Source organism: Haliscomenobacter sp. (assembly GCF_041740695.1).
Taxonomy (GTDB): domain Bacteria; phylum Bacteroidota; class Bacteroidia; order Chitinophagales; family Saprospiraceae; genus Haliscomenobacter.
On the sequence record NZ_JBGSLK010000148.1, the window covers coordinates 1 to 16,242 of the forward strand.

General features: G+C 44.6%; 16 protein-coding genes, 5 tRNA genes and 1 CRISPR repeat array. Of the genes, 11 read left to right on the forward strand and 10 right to left on the reverse strand.

What is annotated here, in order from left to right:
* Positions 1 to 164: 164 nt before the first annotated feature.
* From ACEW9O_RS30265 to ACEW9O_RS30305, 9 genes are all read right to left on the reverse strand, one after another.
* Positions 165 to 560 carry a cytochrome c gene (locus ACEW9O_RS30265; protein ID WP_373553983.1) on the reverse strand — a complete coding sequence of 132 codons (396 nt, stop codon included), beginning with the start codon at positions 558 to 560 and terminating at the stop codon, positions 165 to 167.
* On the reverse strand, positions 561 to 1,433 hold the full coding sequence (locus tag ACEW9O_RS30270; protein ID WP_373553984.1) for a ChaN family lipoprotein: 873 nt from the start codon (positions 1,431 to 1,433) through the stop codon (positions 561 to 563).
* Positions 1,434 to 1,487: 54 nt separating this feature from the next.
* Positions 1,488 to 1,910 (reverse strand): alternative ribosome rescue aminoacyl-tRNA hydrolase ArfB, encoded by a 423-nt coding sequence (arfB, locus tag ACEW9O_RS30275; RefSeq protein WP_373553985.1) that lies wholly within the window; start codon positions 1,908 to 1,910, stop codon positions 1,488 to 1,490.
* A 136-nt stretch (positions 1,911 to 2,046) separates the two neighbouring features.
* Positions 2,047 to 2,120: transfer RNA gene (locus tag ACEW9O_RS30280), tRNA-Phe, on the reverse strand.
* Positions 2,121 to 2,152: 32 nt separating this feature from the next.
* Complete coding sequence (locus ACEW9O_RS30285; protein ID WP_373553986.1) at positions 2,153 to 2,413, reverse strand: GIY-YIG nuclease family protein; 261 nt, start codon at positions 2,411 to 2,413, stop codon at positions 2,153 to 2,155.
* A 55-nt stretch (positions 2,414 to 2,468) separates the two neighbouring features.
* A tRNA-Pro gene (locus ACEW9O_RS30290) sits at positions 2,469 to 2,542 on the reverse strand.
* Positions 2,543 to 2,561: 19 nt separating this feature from the next.
* Positions 2,562 to 2,635: transfer RNA gene (locus ACEW9O_RS30295), tRNA-Ser, on the reverse strand.
* A gap of 19 nt (positions 2,636 to 2,654) precedes the next feature.
* Positions 2,655 to 2,726: transfer RNA gene (locus ACEW9O_RS30300), tRNA-Ser, on the reverse strand.
* A 62-nt stretch (positions 2,727 to 2,788) separates the two neighbouring features.
* Positions 2,789 to 2,878, reverse strand: a tRNA-Ser gene (locus ACEW9O_RS30305).
* A gap of 282 nt (positions 2,879 to 3,160) precedes the next feature.
* Between ACEW9O_RS30305 and ACEW9O_RS30310 the strand changes: the two genes are divergently transcribed.
* Both ACEW9O_RS30310 and ACEW9O_RS30315 read left to right on the forward strand, forming a co-directional pair.
* On the forward strand, positions 3,161 to 4,066 hold the full coding sequence (locus ACEW9O_RS30310) for a hypothetical protein (RefSeq protein ID WP_373553987.1): 906 nt from the start codon (positions 3,161 to 3,163) through the stop codon (positions 4,064 to 4,066).
* Positions 4,067 to 4,421: 355 nt separating this feature from the next.
* Positions 4,422 to 4,730: a GIY-YIG nuclease family protein gene (locus ACEW9O_RS30315; RefSeq protein WP_373553988.1), complete on the forward strand. Its 309-nt coding sequence runs from the start codon at positions 4,422 to 4,424 to the stop codon at positions 4,728 to 4,730.
* 301 nt (positions 4,731 to 5,031) lie between these two features.
* Here the strand turns inward: ACEW9O_RS30315 and ACEW9O_RS30320 are convergent, their stop codons facing one another.
* Positions 5,032 to 5,739 carry an SPOR domain-containing protein gene (locus tag ACEW9O_RS30320; RefSeq protein ID WP_373553989.1) on the reverse strand — a complete coding sequence of 236 codons (708 nt, stop codon included), beginning with the start codon at positions 5,737 to 5,739 and terminating at the stop codon, positions 5,032 to 5,034.
* A 263-nt stretch (positions 5,740 to 6,002) separates the two neighbouring features.
* Here ACEW9O_RS30320 and cmr1 point away from each other — a divergent pair, with 263 nt between their 5' ends.
* The 9 genes from cmr1 to ACEW9O_RS30365 are packed head-to-tail and all read left to right on the forward strand — an operon-like array spanning position 6,003 to position 14,976.
* Positions 6,003 to 6,887, forward strand: a complete 885-nt coding sequence (cmr1, locus tag ACEW9O_RS30325; RefSeq protein WP_373553990.1) for a type III-B CRISPR module RAMP protein Cmr1 — start codon at positions 6,003 to 6,005, stop codon at positions 6,885 to 6,887.
* Positions 6,884 to 8,686, forward strand: coding sequence for a type III-B CRISPR-associated protein Cas10/Cmr2 (gene cas10 / locus ACEW9O_RS30330; RefSeq protein WP_373553991.1), 1,803 nt, complete (start codon positions 6,884 to 6,886; stop codon positions 8,684 to 8,686). The genes cmr1 and cas10 overlap by 4 nt, the downstream gene beginning before the upstream one ends.
* A 6-nt stretch (positions 8,687 to 8,692) precedes the next feature.
* Positions 8,693 to 9,748: a type III-B CRISPR module-associated protein Cmr3 gene (cmr3, locus tag ACEW9O_RS30335; RefSeq protein ID WP_373553992.1), complete on the forward strand. Its 1,056-nt coding sequence runs from the start codon at positions 8,693 to 8,695 to the stop codon at positions 9,746 to 9,748.
* Between the two features lie 2 nt (positions 9,749 to 9,750).
* The gene (locus ACEW9O_RS30340; protein ID WP_373553993.1) at positions 9,751 to 10,947 is read left to right on the forward strand and encodes a hypothetical protein; all 1,197 of its coding nucleotides are present in this window, start codon (positions 9,751 to 9,753) and stop codon (positions 10,945 to 10,947) included.
* Entirely contained in the window at positions 10,914 to 11,930 is a 1,017-nt protein-coding gene (gene cmr4 / locus ACEW9O_RS30345; protein ID WP_373553994.1) for a type III-B CRISPR module RAMP protein Cmr4, read from the forward strand. Before ACEW9O_RS30340 ends, cmr4 begins: the two co-directional genes overlap by 34 nt.
* The gene (gene cmr5 / locus ACEW9O_RS30350; protein WP_373553995.1) at positions 11,920 to 12,339 is read left to right on the forward strand and encodes a type III-B CRISPR module-associated protein Cmr5; all 420 of its coding nucleotides are present in this window, start codon (positions 11,920 to 11,922) and stop codon (positions 12,337 to 12,339) included. Before cmr4 ends, cmr5 begins: the two co-directional genes overlap by 11 nt.
* Before the next feature lie 3 nt (positions 12,340 to 12,342).
* Entirely contained in the window at positions 12,343 to 13,569 is a 1,227-nt protein-coding gene (gene cmr6 / locus ACEW9O_RS30355; protein ID WP_373553996.1) for a type III-B CRISPR module RAMP protein Cmr6, read from the forward strand.
* On the forward strand, positions 13,570 to 14,229 hold the full coding sequence (locus ACEW9O_RS30360; protein ID WP_373553997.1) for a hypothetical protein: 660 nt from the start codon (positions 13,570 to 13,572) through the stop codon (positions 14,227 to 14,229).
* A gap of 3 nt (positions 14,230 to 14,232) precedes the next feature.
* Positions 14,233 to 14,976, forward strand: a complete 744-nt coding sequence (locus ACEW9O_RS30365; protein ID WP_373553998.1) for a CRISPR-associated endonuclease Cas6 — start codon at positions 14,233 to 14,235, stop codon at positions 14,974 to 14,976.
* A 422-nt stretch (positions 14,977 to 15,398) separates the two neighbouring features.
* A CRISPR array of direct repeats spans positions 15,399 to 16,208; the repeat unit is 36 nt; unit sequence GTAGGAGCGTATTCCATGAATGATGGGGACTGCGAC.
* The last annotated feature ends 34 nt before the right edge of the window (positions 16,209 to 16,242 follow it).

Genomic DNA, 16,242 nt, shown 5'->3' on the forward strand with positions numbered 1-16,242 from the left:
GCCAGCCCCGGCCCTTCGACTTCGCTCAGGGAACGGGGCTGGCCGGAGCCGAGCCCTGATGAAACGACTCCACAGTTTGTCGGGTCGGAAATTACGACCTTTTACCCAAAAACAACGGAGAAAGCAGGATTTTATTGATCGAAAGGATGTAATACACCTGACGATTATTTACATTTTTCCAGTGCCTTTTGCACCGTTTGTACCTTCACGAACCCATAATCATTTCCCCAGGCCTGATGAATGTAATTGATGATGTTGGCAATTTCAAAATCGGTGAGCTTCCGTTCGCCGGGCATGGCTTCACTGTATTTTTTGCCATTCACCACTATTTCACCCGTTTTGCCATAACGAATGATGCAAGCAATTTCATCCGGGTGTTTTTTCAAATAGTCCGATTTGACCAGCGGGGGGATACGCCCACGCAGGCCGGTACCATCCTCCATGTGGCAATTGGCACAATAGGATCCGTACATGATTTCGCCTTGTTGGTAAGGATTGTTCTGACAAGCCCATACCAGAGTCATTACAAAAAAAAGGACAATCAACAGAGAACGTTGCATTTAGTAAGTTTTGGTCATTTTGGCTGGCACACAGATGATAAAATCGGCCTTGCCCAGGTTTTCCTGGTCCAGTTTATCGATGTTATCCTGCTCTACCGTGGCAATGTTCACCACGTCTTTGCCTGCTGCGTATTTGCGCAGATACCAAACCGTACCTTCTTTCAGATCGGAGTGATAAGAGCCGTTAAAGTGTAAGAACACATGACCCTTCTTTAAGTTTTGGGCAATAAAATACCCCATGGTGGCATCTTTTACGGCTTGGGATTTGACCAGATTGTCGGAGGCAGCGGCACTGCCGTGGCCACCCATCATTTTGATCATCGCCTGATAGGAGGGCAAGTTCATGTCAACTTCGATGGGGAGGGGGGCAATCCAGGATTTGGCTTCACTGGTCAGTGGATTGAGGGATTCCAGCCCTTGTTTGTACACCATATTGGCGTAGCGCCGGGGTACGTTGGTGGCAATGAAGGGCAATTTTTTGCTTTTGGCCAATTCCACCAATGGTTTGTAATCGGTGGCGTAATTGTCCCAGATGCGGGCTTCCTCTTCAAAATTTTTGCTGCTGATCTGGCCACTCAGGTATTCATTGAGGATGGCCTGGTTGTCGCGCTCGAACATTTCAGCGCCCATGATCAGTTTGCCGCTGGTTTCTTTTTCCAGGTCTTCGGCCAGTTCGATTTGTAGCCAGTGAGAAATGGGGTTGTTGTGTTGTTCACCAAAAAAGACTACGTCAGCTTTTTTGCTTTGTTTGAGCAATTGTGCGTAATCGGTTTCTTTGCCTTTGCTGTCAAAAACGCGGTAGGCTTGTTTGTCTTGGGCTGTCGCTACCAAAGTAGCCAGGATGAAGATACAAACGTTTAGGATTGGTTTCATGTTGGTTAATTGAGGCAGAAGAATAGACTGCCCGCAAGTCTAGCGAGTTTTACCTTAATCTTCCTCTTTTGCTGGGGGAATTATTTTTTTGCGGCCCGCTTTTTTATCGCTTTGCACGGATTTGGCCTTTTTGCGTTTTTTCGGGTTGGCCACCAGGCGTTCGGGTACTTCTTCTCGCTCGGGTTCGGGTACAAGAGCGGTCTCAATTAGATCCAGGATTTTTTTGATGGCCTTGTCCCGATTGCTTTGTTGGGTACGGCTTTCCTGGGAACTGGTGCTCAACAGTCCTTCTTTGCTAATGCGGTTGGCTAGCTTTTGGCGCAGCGTGGCCTTTTCTTCTTCGTCCAAGCCTTCTGATGTTGCTACCTCAAAGAGGGCCTCCACCCGGGTTTCCACCTTATTCACGTTCTGCCCGCCGCTGCCGGAGCTGCGGGAGGTACGAAACTTGAGCTCTTTTTGGATTTGTTGGGTATTCATGGTTTTCTGTTGAGTTCCTAGAACAGCATGGGCAAGGTAAAAAGTTTCCTCCCTGATAAAAATTTAAACCCAAGGCCAATCTAATGAAATTTGATCAAACAGAAAAAGGCCACCCCGAAGGATGGCCTCTTTATTGTCGGGGCACCAGGATTTGAACCTGGGACCCTCCCGATTTCATCGGGATGCGCTGCCAGCCCACGCTCTGCTCCGGAAATATTCACTTTATCAAGCTTTACTTAGATTTAAGGAGCTTTATTTTCCTGCTGCGCAATCCATGTGAAAAGGTATTCTCGATTTTTGAAGGCTTTGAGTTTAGCTTCAAGTGCCATTGCGTCGGATCTGGTTTCAAAAACACGGGAGAAAATCAAAATCCAAGGCCCTTTATTTTTGGTCCATTTATTGCGATTGGTATTGTGCCGAAGGAGTCGGTCTGGTAGATTGTTGGTTTGTCCGATGTATAAAACGCCCGAAGAGGTGGATTGAATAATGTAGGTGTGAAACATAGGAACGAGATTGATTAAAACCAAAAAAGCCACCCCAAAGGATGGCTTTTTTTTGTCGGGGCACCAGGATTTGAACCTGGGACCCCCTGCTCCCAAAGCAGGTGCGCTACCGGGCTGCGCTACGCCCCGAATTTTGTTCCGATATTTTTAGAAGCACCAGGATTTGAACCTGGAAACCTCCCGATTCCATCGGGATGCGCTATCGAACTGCGCTACGCCCCGAATTTTGTTCCGATATTTGTAGAAGCACCAGGATTTGACCCTGGAACCCTCCCGATTCTATCGGGATGCGCTATCGAACTGCGCTACGCCCAAAAAAATGGGTGTGGGTGTGAAGTAGTGTGGGTGTGTACAAAAATTCACTTCGTGAATCCTTGGCGGTGGAGCCGGGATTCGAACCCGGGGTACCGTTTCCAGTACGTCAGTTTAGCAAACTGGTGGTTTAAGCCACTCACCCACTCCACCTTGGAGCGAAAAAAACAAGTTATTTCGTTAAATAACCGCGTTTTTCTCGAAGCGACTGCAAAGATATATGCCGCTGCCATTAATACAAATGAAATTGAAAAAAAATTCCCGCCCTATGGCATTTTTTTTTGAGGGGGATACAAAAGGGTTTGATTTTCAAAAACAAAGGTGGTGGTGGAATTTTAAAAAAAAAATGACAGCATATGTTTACATTCAGGTGCCCAAACCATACAACACCATACTTAGCTGTTTTTTTTGTTTAATCAAATTCCCATCCTACCCATGCTCCACCTTAAATTACACCTCTTTATCGCCTTGTTTGCCCTGGCAGGTATCGCCACCAGCCAAGCCCAAAACCTCCGCATTCCCTTCCAATTGACTGCCCACAACAATATCGCCGTGCAGACCATCCTGAACGAGATAGATACGCTCCATTTGATGTTTCACACTGCCGCCAGCGATGTTACCCTGACGGAAGACGCCACAAAAAAACTCAAGAGCCTGCGTTTCAATGGAACAACTGATGGTATAAAAAGCTGGGGTGGCGCAGCAAATACCGCAAGGTACAGTGCCAACAACTCGCTGCGCATTGGAGGAATGCTGTTGAGTGGCATTGAGATTTGGGAAAATAAATTTTCAGGTCCCAATACGGACGGGAAATTCGGCCTCGACCTCTTCAAAGGCCAATGCATTCAACTGGATTTTGAGCAAAAAATCATGCTTGTCTCCCCCGCCCTGCCCAAAAAGCTCAAAAAATACCAGCAATTTAAATTGACCATCGAGGATGACCTGATGTTTTTAGCCGCGAGTTGTGAATTCGGCGATACGGCCATCACCCATACCTTTTTGATTCATTCGGGATACTCCGGGGGCCTATTATTGGATGACCAATTTGCCAACGAAAACCAACTGGGTGAAAAACTAACCATCATCGGCGAAAAAGACTTGAAAGACTCCTATGGCAATGTCATCAAAACCAAAAAAGCCATTCTGCCGGGTTTAAGCATCGGAAACAATACCTTGTCCAATGTGCCCGTCGGCTTTTTTGAAGGTGCCATTGGCCGGCAAAAAATGAGCATTATGGGTGGTGATATCTTGAAGCGGTTTCAGATTGTCATTGACACGAAAAATGGGGATATTTATTTGAAAGGGAATAAATTGAGGAAGGAACAATATACAAAGGAGTGAGCGTTTTTGAACATAGAAACTATAACCTATTGAAGCATTTTTTGCTTAAAAATCACATAATTGTTTAGGCAAGTACCTGAAAAACTACTTCGTTTTGACCCAAATGCCTACTCGCCACTTCGTGGGGCGAGTAAAACGTTGAAGGCAGTGCTCATTTCATGAAATGGAATTGTGGGAAGCGGCGCTTCGGCTACGCTCAGCGACCGCGTGCGTTGCGTCCAGCTTACTAAATCTTACGCAACTCAAAATTTTCTGCTTTTTGCACAATTCTGTACACCAAAAGCAACGCTCGCGGTCGCTGAGCGTAGTCGAAGCGCCGCTTCCCACAAATCCAAAACCTTAAACCCATATCCTCATGACAGGATACATGTACATACTGAAATGTTCAAACGACTGCTACTACACAGGGAGCACGCTAGATTTAGAGCGCAGACTAGCCCAACACCAAGCTGGTGAAGGTTCCAACTACACCAAAAAGCATTTGCCAGTGGAACTGGTTTATTTTGAAGAATATGCACGAATTGATAAGGCATTTTATCGGGAAAAGCAGGTGCAGGCTTGGAGTCGGGCTAAAAAGGAAGCTTTGATAGCGGGGCAGGTGGACAAATTGCATGGATTGGCTGAATGTAAGAATGGGAGTCATTACAGGAAAATAGGGAACTAGTGGGAAGCGCCCCTCGGCTTACTTCGACTCCGCTCAGTAACCACCGCTCGGGGACCGCGAGCGATGTGTCTGGGTTCCAGAATTTTGCATAGTCCTAAAATTTTGTGCATTATGTACAGTGTTGTATATTAGGAGCATCGCACGCGGTCCCCGAGCGGTGGTTACTGAGCGGAGTCGAAGTAAGCCGAGGGGCGCCTCCCACCAAACCAAAAAAAGGGTCAGAGCTTCCTCTGACCCCCAAAGAGGCGAAACAACGAACGGCGAAAGCGAAGAACGATCTTTTAGTGGTTTAGAAAATGGTTTAGTACTGCACTTCACTCAAACCCTCCCCACTGCGGGCAAAACCCGGCAAACCTTGCTGATTGCGGTACTGACGCACGGCATCCAGGTGCTGGAACGGGCCTAACAAAACTTTGTAGATGGCTGGCCCATGATTGGCGCGGGCAATCCAGATGGGGTGACCCTGCTGCGGTCGCTGAGCGTAGCCGAAGTGCTGCCAGTGCTCCGCACTGCGCTGGGCATTCGGTAGCCCGTCAAATGCTTCCAATTGTAAATAACTGCCCTGGGGGTCAAAACCCTGGGTACCACCACCCACGAGGGGATTTAATGCCAGGGCCTGGCGGCGGGCTGGAAGCGCTGTGTTATTATTATCGCTGTTTAGATCGGTAGGTGGAGTCTCTTCAACTTCGACGTAGGGTTGTTCTGGTCGATCCAGGGTGAGACGAGGTGCCAGCGGCTCAGTGGCGCTGTGACTCTGATTGCGCCCGGGCCGAAACCACTTGGCGCTACTCAGGTGTACAAAACCTGCACTCAACATGGCCAATCCAATCGTAATGGAACCCGCAATCAAACCCAGTCGGCGTAAAAAATTCTCTTTCATGCGCTGCTGCATGGGCATGGCCGCTACGACCATTTTGCGTACAATCGGTCTGGCGTAACGCCCAACCAACAGGCCAATGCCAACACTAAAGATGATGTGTACTGCGGTAAGGAACTGTACTGTCGTCATGGGATGAATGGTTTGGTGAAGGAAAAAGTTGTTGTTTGCTTCAGCCGCGCCATTCGGTTTGTTGTGTTTCTGGTTAGGAGACGGAGAAATGGGGGGGATTCTTTCAGGGGGTGGGAAAAAAAATGAGAAGAAAGGATAAAAAACTGTAATGAATGTATATATTGTTGCCAGAAGATACACAAATATTGGATGTTACTGGAAGAAGGCTATCTTATTAGGATTTGAATACTTATTTTGAAACTTGAATTAAACTACATTACAATATGGAAGTGATTACTTTCACCTGCTCAACGATAACTCCATTGTTTATGGCTGGTGCAGATGGCTCTACGCCGGAGTTGCGTGCTCCGGGGATTAAGGGGGCCTTGCGATTTTGGTGGCGGGCGTTGCATGGACATTTGGCAATTGACCAATTGCGTGATCAGGAAGCAAAAATATTTGGCTCTACAAAGGGCAGGAGTAAAGTGCTGATTAGGTTGGAAGAACCTATTGATGAAACTCAAATAATTAACACGTCACTTTTGCCACATAAAGGCGGCTCTAACGGAAATGCATTTGCCGAAAATCTTGATTTTAAAATTAGAGTTGATTTTGCCGAAAATATTATTTCGGTGGAAAAGATGAAGAACCTTTTTATTCTCGCCTGTACATTGGGCGGCTGGGGTAAACGGAGTCGAAGAGGGTTTGGGTCGGTAGTTGTTACAGCGATTGATGGCACACCCCTTTCCAATATAACTGATTTACAAGGTATTTTAACACACATCAATAAAGTAATCCCAAATAAATTTTCCATTCAAGGTAACTCAATTAAACCAATTGATTTAATTACAAAAAATTACAGAGAAGAATACCCTTACCTTCTGGAAATACAGATTGGGAATTCAAAAACAGACCTCCGGGCAATTGGGAAAGCCACCCATGATATTATGGGAGAAGATGAACCCGAAAAAACGAATTACAAATACGCTGTTGGAGCAGGTAGCCCTAGGTTTGCTTCTCCAATATACGTTTCCATGCTTAATAGCCACCTACCTGTCATCACGACTTTGAAAAGTGTTAATCCCAAGATAACTCGGAATGATGAGAACAGAGGTGCAAGAGTGAAACCCGAAATAAGAGATAACCTCAAAAAAGAAATTTTGAAATGAAATTCCTCCTCCTCTTTACCCTTGGTCCCGTTCAATCCTTCATTGCGCAGGCACGCAAAACGCACGACTTGTACGCGGGTAGCCGCTTGCTTTCCGAGTTGATAAAAACAGCAATTGACACGGCAGGTGGTGAAAAACAACTCATTTTCCCCAAAATTGGCGCAGCTATGCCCAATCGTTTTTTAATAGAAGTGCCCGAAAAGGAAACCAATTTAGAAGCGTATGGGCAAAAAGTTGAAAGGGCAGTCCGCGCTAAATGGAATCAAATTGCTCAAGTAGCACTAACAGGGTTTAAGAAACCGGTAGGGTTTGATGAGCAAATTGAACAACACCTCGAAATTTTCTGGGCAATTGAGCCACTTGGTAACAAATTTGAGGATACTGTAAAACACCTTGATAAGCAAGTCACCGCGATGAAGAATATCCGCTCTTTTTCACAATATAATTGGCAAAACAACGCGGTAGGCGAACGCGGTCGCAAGTGTTCTCTTGACGGTCAGCGCAATGTGCAGTTCTATCGGTCAAAGGTTGGACAAAAGCTACAAGCAATTAACTCGCCACTTTACTCGACGGAAGGAGGTGTTTGTATAAAAGATGATTTTAAGCCCGATGTTTTGCAGCCCGGGGAAGGACTGAGTGCAGTTGGTTTTGTGAAAAGAAGGTATCGCCCCGAAAATACACCTGAATTTGAGTCTACTGCGGAAATAGCCTTGCTTGATGCATTAAATTTTTTGCAAGATAAAATTAATAATGTGGTCTCTTCTATTCGACTACATGAATACAAAAATGCTTTCGACAACTTTAATGCACAACTATTTTATGAGGAAGGATTATCAGAACAATTCCTCCAAAAGCAGGGTATCACATGCAATCGACCATTAGATGAATTGAGCACAATTAGAAAAATATATCTTGAAGATTTTGCCAGGGAGAATGGGTTTAGATTCCAAAAATATTACGCCATCCTTACGTTCGATGGTGATGACATGGGCAAATGGCTTTCTGGAAAATATTTGATCGATACGTCAAAACTCCGCGAGTTTCAGGAAAAATTTGCTGATTGTCTAGCTAATTTCGCTCAGGCAGCTAAGAAGAGACTAGACAATCAAAGTGGTCAAACTGTGTACGCTGGTGGCGACGACTTTCTCGGTTTTGTCAACTTAAATCACATTCTGCCAGTACTTAGGAAGTTGCGGCAATTGTTTGAAGCAAAAGTCCATCTACCACTTCTACCCTATATGCAGGAGAACAAAAGAATTTCCTTCTCAGCGGGCATCTGTATGGCGCATTATAAAGAACCGCTTTCTTTGGTACTGCAGGAAGCTAAAAATGCACAGAAAAAAGCAAAAGAACTAAAAACAAAAGATGCATTTGCTATTTCTGTCATCAAAGGATCGGGAGAAAGCCACTTGACAGTGTTGCCGTTTGAAACTGGTGCTAAAAATGTCGAACGATTGGAAAAGTTGATAAAGGCACTCATTGAAGGAGGATTTTCGAATAGCTTCATCTCGGCGATGCACAGGGAATTCGCGCGATTGCTTGATTTCAAAGGAGGGCTTTTGCTTTTTGAAGAAATGTTTAGAAATGAACTAAAGCGCCTTTTGAATCGTGCAGCTAATAAATCGTGGAGTAAAGAAACCAAAAGCCATAATGTTGAGGATGCCACCAATGAACTTTTAGAACTGTATGGTTTTCAATCTACCGAAAACTTTTTTCATATGCTGCACATTGCCGATTTTCTGAAACGAGAGATGGATGAACCAAAGAAATCTTCAAAGCCCGAACCTCAAACCACATAAAATAATATGCAAACAATTGCCATACAAGCCACAGATACTTTGTTCTTTAGAGACGGCCGACCGTTTTCGATGGGCGAAGATTCGTTCGCTCAGGGCATTTTCCCGCCTCCGCCGAGTGTACTCTTTGGCGTGTTGCGCTCTGTGTATCTTGCAAAAGGCTTGGAGGATGATTCAGGTCTTGAAATCCTGATCACTGACTCGCTTAATTTGAAGTTCCGATTCATGGCTATGCAGGCTGGAACAGATGTATTTTTTCCTTTGCCTAAAGATCTGGTAGTGGTAAAAGATAGAGACCGCTTAAAACTCCATCCACTTCTGCTTTCTGATGCGCCCCAATTTTCAAATACCCAAACGCCCAAATTGCTCACGGCAAATTTTGAAGACAAAATCGATGATGATGTTTTTCTTACCGATCTTTTGTCTTTGGAAAGATACTTGTCAGGAAAAGTTGTAAACGTAGTACCTCGAAAATTAACCGATTTTACATGCCCAGAAACCAAGATCGGCATTGGCCGCGATAAAAACAGAAACACTGCTGAAGACGGCAAACTCTTTCGCCTCCAGGCCACTCGGCCAGCAAACAAGAATTTACAGCACTTGCAATTTTTAATTTCTTTTGAAGGGTTGCAACTGCCCGAAGATGCTTTGTTTACCATGGGAGCGGAACGCCGAGTGGCTTTTTACAGGAAAGGAGAAGGACTGAACCTCGAATGTCCTAACCTTAAAAGTGAGATTTTTAAAATTTACCTGGCCACGCCAGCCATCTTCAAGCAGGGTTGGCGACCTGAAACTTTGCTTGATACTTACGGGCTAGAACTCCTTACTGCTGCCCTCGACCGCCCCATACACATTGGTGGCTGGGATATGGATGAAAAAAGACCCAAGCCCATGCTGCAATGCGTTCCAGCGGGCTCAGTTTATTATGTAAAAGCGAAAGATGCTGCTGCTGCCAACTGGGCAGCCCAAGCCATTCATGGGAAATCAATTTCAGATAATTTAAACCAAACCGACTATCAAGCTCAAGGCTTCGGCATCGCCTATGTGGCAAAATATATTGAATAGCCATGAAAATCATTACAACTGTTGGTACTTCGCTTATCATCAATTCAGATGTGAATTGCGAAAGTTTGGAAATTGAAACTTTTGATGAAAGCCTGTTTGACGGAAAAGCAGAAAGCAATGTCAAAAAGCTGATAATCAGTAACGAAAAAGAATTGAAGGATTCCATTCAAAACAATTCTGTCTGTGCCGAACTTGCCAGTCTTGCAAAAATAGACCCCGAGGGCAAAGCAGAAATACACCTTCTTTGTACCGAAACCATCACGTCCTATATGTGCGGGCGGGTTTTGCAGATGCATTTGGGTAAACGAGCAAAACTGAAATGGGTGAAAGGATTGCAAGTGAAGAATAAAAAACAATTTGAAACGATTGGCTTGGTTGAATTACTCAATGAAATGGAAAAAATTAGTCAAGGAGATTGGGGTTCTATATCTATCAATATGACTGGAGGGTATAAAGCAATTATTCCATTTCTTACTGTCGTCGCCCAAATAAACCAAGTGCCTCTGTATTATATTTTCAACGAAGAAGGAAGTGACGGATATCCATTGATAAAAATGCCGCAAACTCCAATTGATGTCAATTGGTCGGAATTCGAAAAATACAATCAAGTTTGGGAGAGTTTGAGAAATGGAATAGACAATTGGACAGTGTTCAAGGCTCAGAACAAAATTGAAGATGATTTTCATGCTTGTGTTTGGTTTGACGATGAAAAACCTGGCAGTGATTATGCGCTTATTAGTGGAATTGGCGAAGCATTTTATAGAAGATATAAGCAATGGACATTTATCCATGTCCTTCAAAATGGACCATTTGTATCGAATTACACAAGAAGACGTAACCTCAATGAAGCAATTTCGGGGCTTCAAAACAAACTGAATCAATTTATTCAGGCAAATGGACTAGTGAAATCTGGTAGGCACGAAGTTGTAGAACAAGTCAGAAAAAGCGGCGGAGAACTTGACCACACAGATTCAATGAAAGGCACTGAGTGTCTTATCTCAAAATACCCATCGGCAAACCCAGAAATCAGGATTTTGTATTCTTTTCATCTGGAAAATGGTAAGGTTTCGATGCTCAAAATTTGGGATTTTAGAATAGAAAATTTCAATCACAGCACATATCCGAAAGAATTAAGGGAATTCTATGAGGCTAACAAACAGGGCTCATGGATACCTTATTTACAAACGCGAAATTATTAGACATCATGTTTCAAATCGCACGACCACTTTTTCTAACCTGCGAAACGCCGCTCCATGCCGGAAGCGGTGACGCGCTGGGCATTGTGGATTTGCCCATCCAGCGCGAACGCCATACGTCTTTTCCCAAAATTGAGGCATCCTCGCTGAAAGGTGCACTGCGCGAGGCTTTTGAGGAAAAGTATATTTCTTCTAACCCAAAACGCGACCACCCCAATATCTTCAAACTCTTCGGCCCAGAAGATGGCGACCTCAATGCTGGTGCTTTGGGTTTCACTGATGCACGACTATTACTTTTTCCGGTCAAGAGCTTGAAAGGTGTTTTTGCTTGGATTACTTGCCCGAAGGCGTTGCGGCAGTTTTCAGAAGATTTAAAATTAGCAAAGTTGCAGGCTATTGAAGGCACCATAAGTGCCACGGACAAAAAAGCTGCTCCCTTTAGCGATTTAAATTCCCTGGCTTTTGGAGAGTATTTCGTTTTGGAAGAATACACTTTTGAAAAAGCCCCAAGCCCTGCCTTGAAAATTGGAAAAAAAGACTTGGAGAAATGGCTCGCCGACAACCTGTTCGACCCAGGCTCATACTGGCACGATAAAGCCCAAAAAGACATTCTCATTCTGTCAGATAGTGATTTTCGAGATTTTGTGAACTTGTCCACCGAAGTAATTACACGCATCAAAATCAACAACGAAACTGGGACTGTACAACAAGGTGCGCTTTTCACGGAAGAATACCTACCTGCCGAGAGTGTATTGTATTCTCTTGTGCTGGCAAGTCCGGAGTTTTTGACATCAATACAGGTCAATGAGCGTGATGAACGAGGCGAAAAAAAACATCGACGTCCTGAAAAAGCAGATGCTGTAATAAAATTATTTGCCGATAATTTGAATACCATTATTCAGTTGGGCGGCAATGCCACTTTAGGTAAGGGTATTTTAAGAACTAAATTGCTTTCACCATCAAATTCTGATAGCGATGAAGGATAATCAAACTAACATCAAAGGGCTAGAAGAGGCTCGGGCGAAGTTTGCATATGACAAAGCAAAAACTATAGCTGATGTAGGTGGTAAAAAAGCGAAAGAATATAAATCCTATGCTAAAAAATTGCCAATGATGATAAAAAGCAATGGATTGGGTGTGTCATTGGCCTTTGCATTTTCAAAAGGTAAGGATGGCAATGCATGGGAGCTTTTGTATAACGACATCCAATCGTGGTTGCGGCAGGAGCACAAAAAAATTTTGTTGGGCAATTATGCTCAAACAGAGCTGGTTCATGCCGTTGTGCAACTCGATTCTACCGAATATCGAGCTGTCGCAGTCGAAGTGCTTGCATTTCTTAACTGGCTTCGCCGATTTGCCGAAGGGCTAATTGAGGGTGAAGCCGACAATGATTGATTCATGCTAAAGAAAGGTACATTCATCATCATAGAAAAAGACGGACAGTTCATGGCAGCAGTGCGCCGTGCAGACGGTGGAGTCATAGAACTGCCAGAAGTGGCCATTACGCCTGAATTGCAGCGGCTAAATGGGCAAGCTTGCGAATATTTATTCAAAGGAGATAAAATCGTCAAGGTTGATGGGCGCAACATTTTTCAAGCCCACAAACCAGAGACCTCTAAAACCCCACAAACACTCAATCCCGCTCAGACAGATTGGAAACGAGCCCTGCGTGAGTCCGCCGAGGAAGATGAACCTGAGATTATCGAGAAAATATCAAAGCCAAATTTGCAAGACAGCTTTGAATCATCAAAATCACGCGTGCCAAATGACACACAACGAGTCAAAATTTCAAAAGAGAAAGTCGATAATTTTTCACTTAAATTAAATCAGTTTGCCCGGTGGGACTGGCAAAAGGATGGCAATAAGGATGGCAATAAGCTATATTTTTTCAACCCTAAAAAAATTGAAGAAGGACCTAAAGGTCAAAAAGAGACAAAACTTGACGCCTTTAAAATAAAGGCAAATTTTGGAGATCTGTTTAAAAAGAACGAGGATCAACTAGCTCACCGCCAAAAAATTGCCGCAGAATTCCTCTTTTCCGAAGCTGGACAGTTAGTTACTCAAAAATTTAGACCCGACTGGAGGTTTATCACCGGTCTCGGCGGGCATTCAGTTTACGAAACAGGGCTGACCCTGCACCATGTGTATGGTATTCCCTACATCCCTGCCTCCTCGGTGAAAGGAGTGCTTCGTTCATGGGTCATTTGTCAGAAATTTGGAAATGATGAAAAACAAGCGCTAGGTAACGAGGTCTTTTGTCGTATTTTTGGATGCCCAAATGAATCTGCTTTAGGAACTGCTCATCGAGGCAGTGTTACCTTTTTCGACGCATTGCCAACTACTCCTCCTAAAATTGAACCGGATATCATGAATTCACACTACCCAAAATGGTATGGCGGCACGGGAGCCCCTGTTGACACGGATTCACCTAATCCTGTTTTCTTCTTGACCGTTGTCGACACAACTTTTGAATTTTTACTCGGTTCAAAAAATTGGAATCTACAAACTGAAAGATTCTGGGAAAAAACGCTTAGTGAATGGCTAACCGCCGCCCTCACCTCCCACGGCATCGGCGCAAAAACCGCCGTAGGCTACGGTTATTTCACCGAACATAAAGCATCCTAAATGTCAGCAGCACCATTAAAATTGGCATTAAAGCAGGAGTTGATCAAGAACCCTGGTATGGTGTTACAAAAACTCCAACAAGTATTTGTAGCCAATCCTGATGAGTTTAATGCTGTGATTTTGTTGAGCCAGGATCAAGAGCGCATTGCTATGGAGGAAATTACGGGCTTAAAAGACCACAATTTTGAGGTCAGAAAGAACGGCTTTAATAAACGCTTATTGGATTTGATTGATCGGATCAGGGAGGAAGATGCTAGTGCGTATATCTTGGCGGAATCGCGATTTCAAAAAATTCTGGTTGTTTGTAAAATGCCAGAGAGATCAGCGTTTATGAAAAAGCTCCTACCTGATACGCGCTGGAAATCCATCCACATTGACAGCAAACAACTTCCCTTGTCTCCATCTCAAACGCAAGATTATGAACTCATCATTTTTGATAACCATCCCTTTGATACAGATCAGGGCCAGCACAATCTGTTGAGACACTACCTTGCACCAGAGCATCCCTACCTTTTGTATTTTGGACTACAGTTACCTTTTTTGAACGAGTACCCCGAAAAAGTATATTTCTCCAATTCCATTTTTTCCTTTCATTCCAGATTGCAAGAAATGGTCAATTATCTCCAGAATATTAGTGCTGTTCTGGGGGCAAAATCTTAAGCTATGGCTACACATCAAATCAACACACTCCTCCTCTCCTTCCGCCTCCCCATCTACCCCCGCCAAATCCCCGCCTGGCGCGGAGCCTTCATCGAAATGGCCGGATGGGAAGCCGACCTGTTGCACAACCACCAAAACCGCGAAGAAGCCCACAGCTTCATCTACCGCTACCCCCTGGTGCAATACCGGGTACGCAATGGCTTGGCTTCCATTTTTGCCCTCAACGAAGGCATTGAGGCGGTGCAACAAGTGTTGTTCAGCAAAAAATGGGAGGTCAACTGGCGCGGCAGGCCCACCGGACTGATCATCGACAACCAACCCGAACGCCAAAGCCATACCCTTGAATTGGGGGGCACTCAGCGCTATCATGTACACCAGTACCTGGCCTTGAATGCCGAAAATTACCAGGAGTGGCAGCGCAGCTCCAGTTTGGTGCAACGGGCTCAACTCCTGGAGCGGGTGCTCCGTGGCCACCTGCTCTCCTGCATGTGGGGATTGGGCTGGAAGGGCACGGAACAGGTGCAGGTGCAACTCCAGGAAATTCGCCGGACAAAACCCATTCCCTACCATGGCCAGGAGCTCCTGGCCTTTGACCTGGTTTTTGACACCAATGTGGCACTGCCTCCGGGGATCGCCTTTGGCAAGGCGGTGAGCCATGGTTTTGGTTGGGCATTCCCCGCCGCACAAGCTCAGGCCAAACACAATAGTGATAAAGAATTGAACGCAGTGCCCGCACTTTTGCGTTAATTACAATTGGGCATTGCTAAGCACGAAGTTCTTTGACAAGGTTGGGCATTTTTTACAAATATGCAAAATTTTGCATGAACAATGGGTGTATGCTGAAAATTAGTAACTTGTTAAAATCTTAATGTGTTTTGCTAAAAACCTCTATGCTATTTTTTTACGCATAAAGGTTTAGGCCAAATCCAAAAAACCTGGGAAATTGCGTTTTTCGCCCCTTTGGTTTTTTTACTACTTTAACGATCTTGCTGATTTTCTGTGTTTTATAAAATTGACGCTATTTTTTGCACACGATGGGCACCTTCAAAGCGTCAATTTTTATCAGTTTATTATGTTTTAAAGAAAAGTTAGATACATGTATTCTGACAATTCTCAGGCCTTTTTTTGGTCGCAATACGTTCATTTTTAGTTTTTTAGAAAAGCTAAGGGTAGGAGCGTATTCCATGAATGATGGGGACTGCGACGTAAAAATTGGGGGCAAAGACGCCGTGCCCATGGTAGGAGCGTATTCCATGAATGATGGGGACTGCGACTTGTAAGCCGAAACGATACGAAACTTGTTGATGTAGGAGCGTATTCCATGAATGATGGGGACTGCGACATAAACACATACTAGATTGATTAAAGAGAGCGCGGGTAGGAGCGTATTCCATGAATGATGGGGACAGCGCCGGAGTAAAGCCACTAGCTTCTCCCGCTGGTCGGCGTGTAGGAGCGTATTCCATGAATGATGGGGACTGCGACTATTAGTGTAGTCTCTAAATCCTGATCATTGGCTAGTAGGAGCGTATTCCATGAATGATGGGGACTGCGACCATTTGCCCCCCCGGAACGATGTTCTCATGGGTTTGTAGGAGCGTATTCCATGAATGATGGGGACTGCGACACCACTCGCTCTTTGTACTGATCGAGAATTTCTAGTAGGAGCGTATTCCATGAATGATGGGGACTGCGACTCCCAGTATATTCACCAGCTTCTTCTAAACCTCTGTAGGAGCGTATTCCATGAATGATGGGGACTGCGACCAATATAATGGTTTTGTTGCCAAGGGTGATATACACGTAGGAGCGTATTCCATGAATGATGGGGACTGCGACACGTAGTCTCTACTCCATTCGGGAACTTAATCCCCGTAGGAGCGTATTCCATGAATGATGGGGACTGCGACGAATTGTTCATTGTGTTAGATTGAATTGGTGAAGTAGGAGCGTATTCCATGAATGATGGGGACTGCGACAGTTTTGAGGAACCAATTGCGCTCTTCACCAAAA

Excerpts from the sequence above, each read along its gene's own strand:
- cmr6 (WP_373553996.1), top strand. The coding sequence starts at position 12,343 with ATGCTAAAGAAAGGTACATTCATCATCATAGAAAAAGACGGACAGTTC.
- cmr4 (WP_373553994.1), top strand. The coding sequence starts at position 10,914 with ATGGATACCTTATTTACAAACGCGAAATTATTAGACATCATGTTTCAA.
- ACEW9O_RS30365 (WP_373553998.1), top strand. The coding sequence starts at position 14,233 with ATGGCTACACATCAAATCAACACACTCCTCCTCTCCTTCCGCCTCCCC.
- cmr1 (WP_373553990.1), top strand. The coding sequence starts at position 6,003 with ATGGAAGTGATTACTTTCACCTGCTCAACGATAACTCCATTGTTTATG.
- ACEW9O_RS30285 (WP_373553986.1), bottom strand. The coding sequence starts at position 2,413 with ATGTTTCACACCTACATTATTCAATCCACCTCTTCGGGCGTTTTATAC.
- ACEW9O_RS30270 (WP_373553984.1), bottom strand. The coding sequence starts at position 1,433 with ATGAAACCAATCCTAAACGTTTGTATCTTCATCCTGGCTACTTTGGTA.
- cmr3 (WP_373553992.1), top strand. The coding sequence starts at position 8,693 with ATGCAAACAATTGCCATACAAGCCACAGATACTTTGTTCTTTAGAGAC.
- ACEW9O_RS30310 (WP_373553987.1), top strand. The coding sequence starts at position 3,161 with ATGCTCCACCTTAAATTACACCTCTTTATCGCCTTGTTTGCCCTGGCA.
- ACEW9O_RS30360 (WP_373553997.1), top strand. The coding sequence starts at position 13,570 with ATGTCAGCAGCACCATTAAAATTGGCATTAAAGCAGGAGTTGATCAAG.
- ACEW9O_RS30265 (WP_373553983.1), bottom strand. The coding sequence starts at position 560 with ATGCAACGTTCTCTGTTGATTGTCCTTTTTTTTGTAATGACTCTGGTA.
- cmr5 (WP_373553995.1), top strand. The coding sequence starts at position 11,920 with ATGAAGGATAATCAAACTAACATCAAAGGGCTAGAAGAGGCTCGGGCG.
- ACEW9O_RS30320 (WP_373553989.1), bottom strand. The coding sequence starts at position 5,739 with ATGACGACAGTACAGTTCCTTACCGCAGTACACATCATCTTTAGTGTT.
- ACEW9O_RS30340 (WP_373553993.1), top strand. The coding sequence starts at position 9,751 with ATGAAAATCATTACAACTGTTGGTACTTCGCTTATCATCAATTCAGAT.
- cas10 (WP_373553991.1), top strand. The coding sequence starts at position 6,884 with ATGAAATTCCTCCTCCTCTTTACCCTTGGTCCCGTTCAATCCTTCATT.
- arfB (WP_373553985.1), bottom strand. The coding sequence starts at position 1,910 with ATGAATACCCAACAAATCCAAAAAGAGCTCAAGTTTCGTACCTCCCGC.
- ACEW9O_RS30315 (WP_373553988.1), top strand. The coding sequence starts at position 4,422 with ATGACAGGATACATGTACATACTGAAATGTTCAAACGACTGCTACTAC.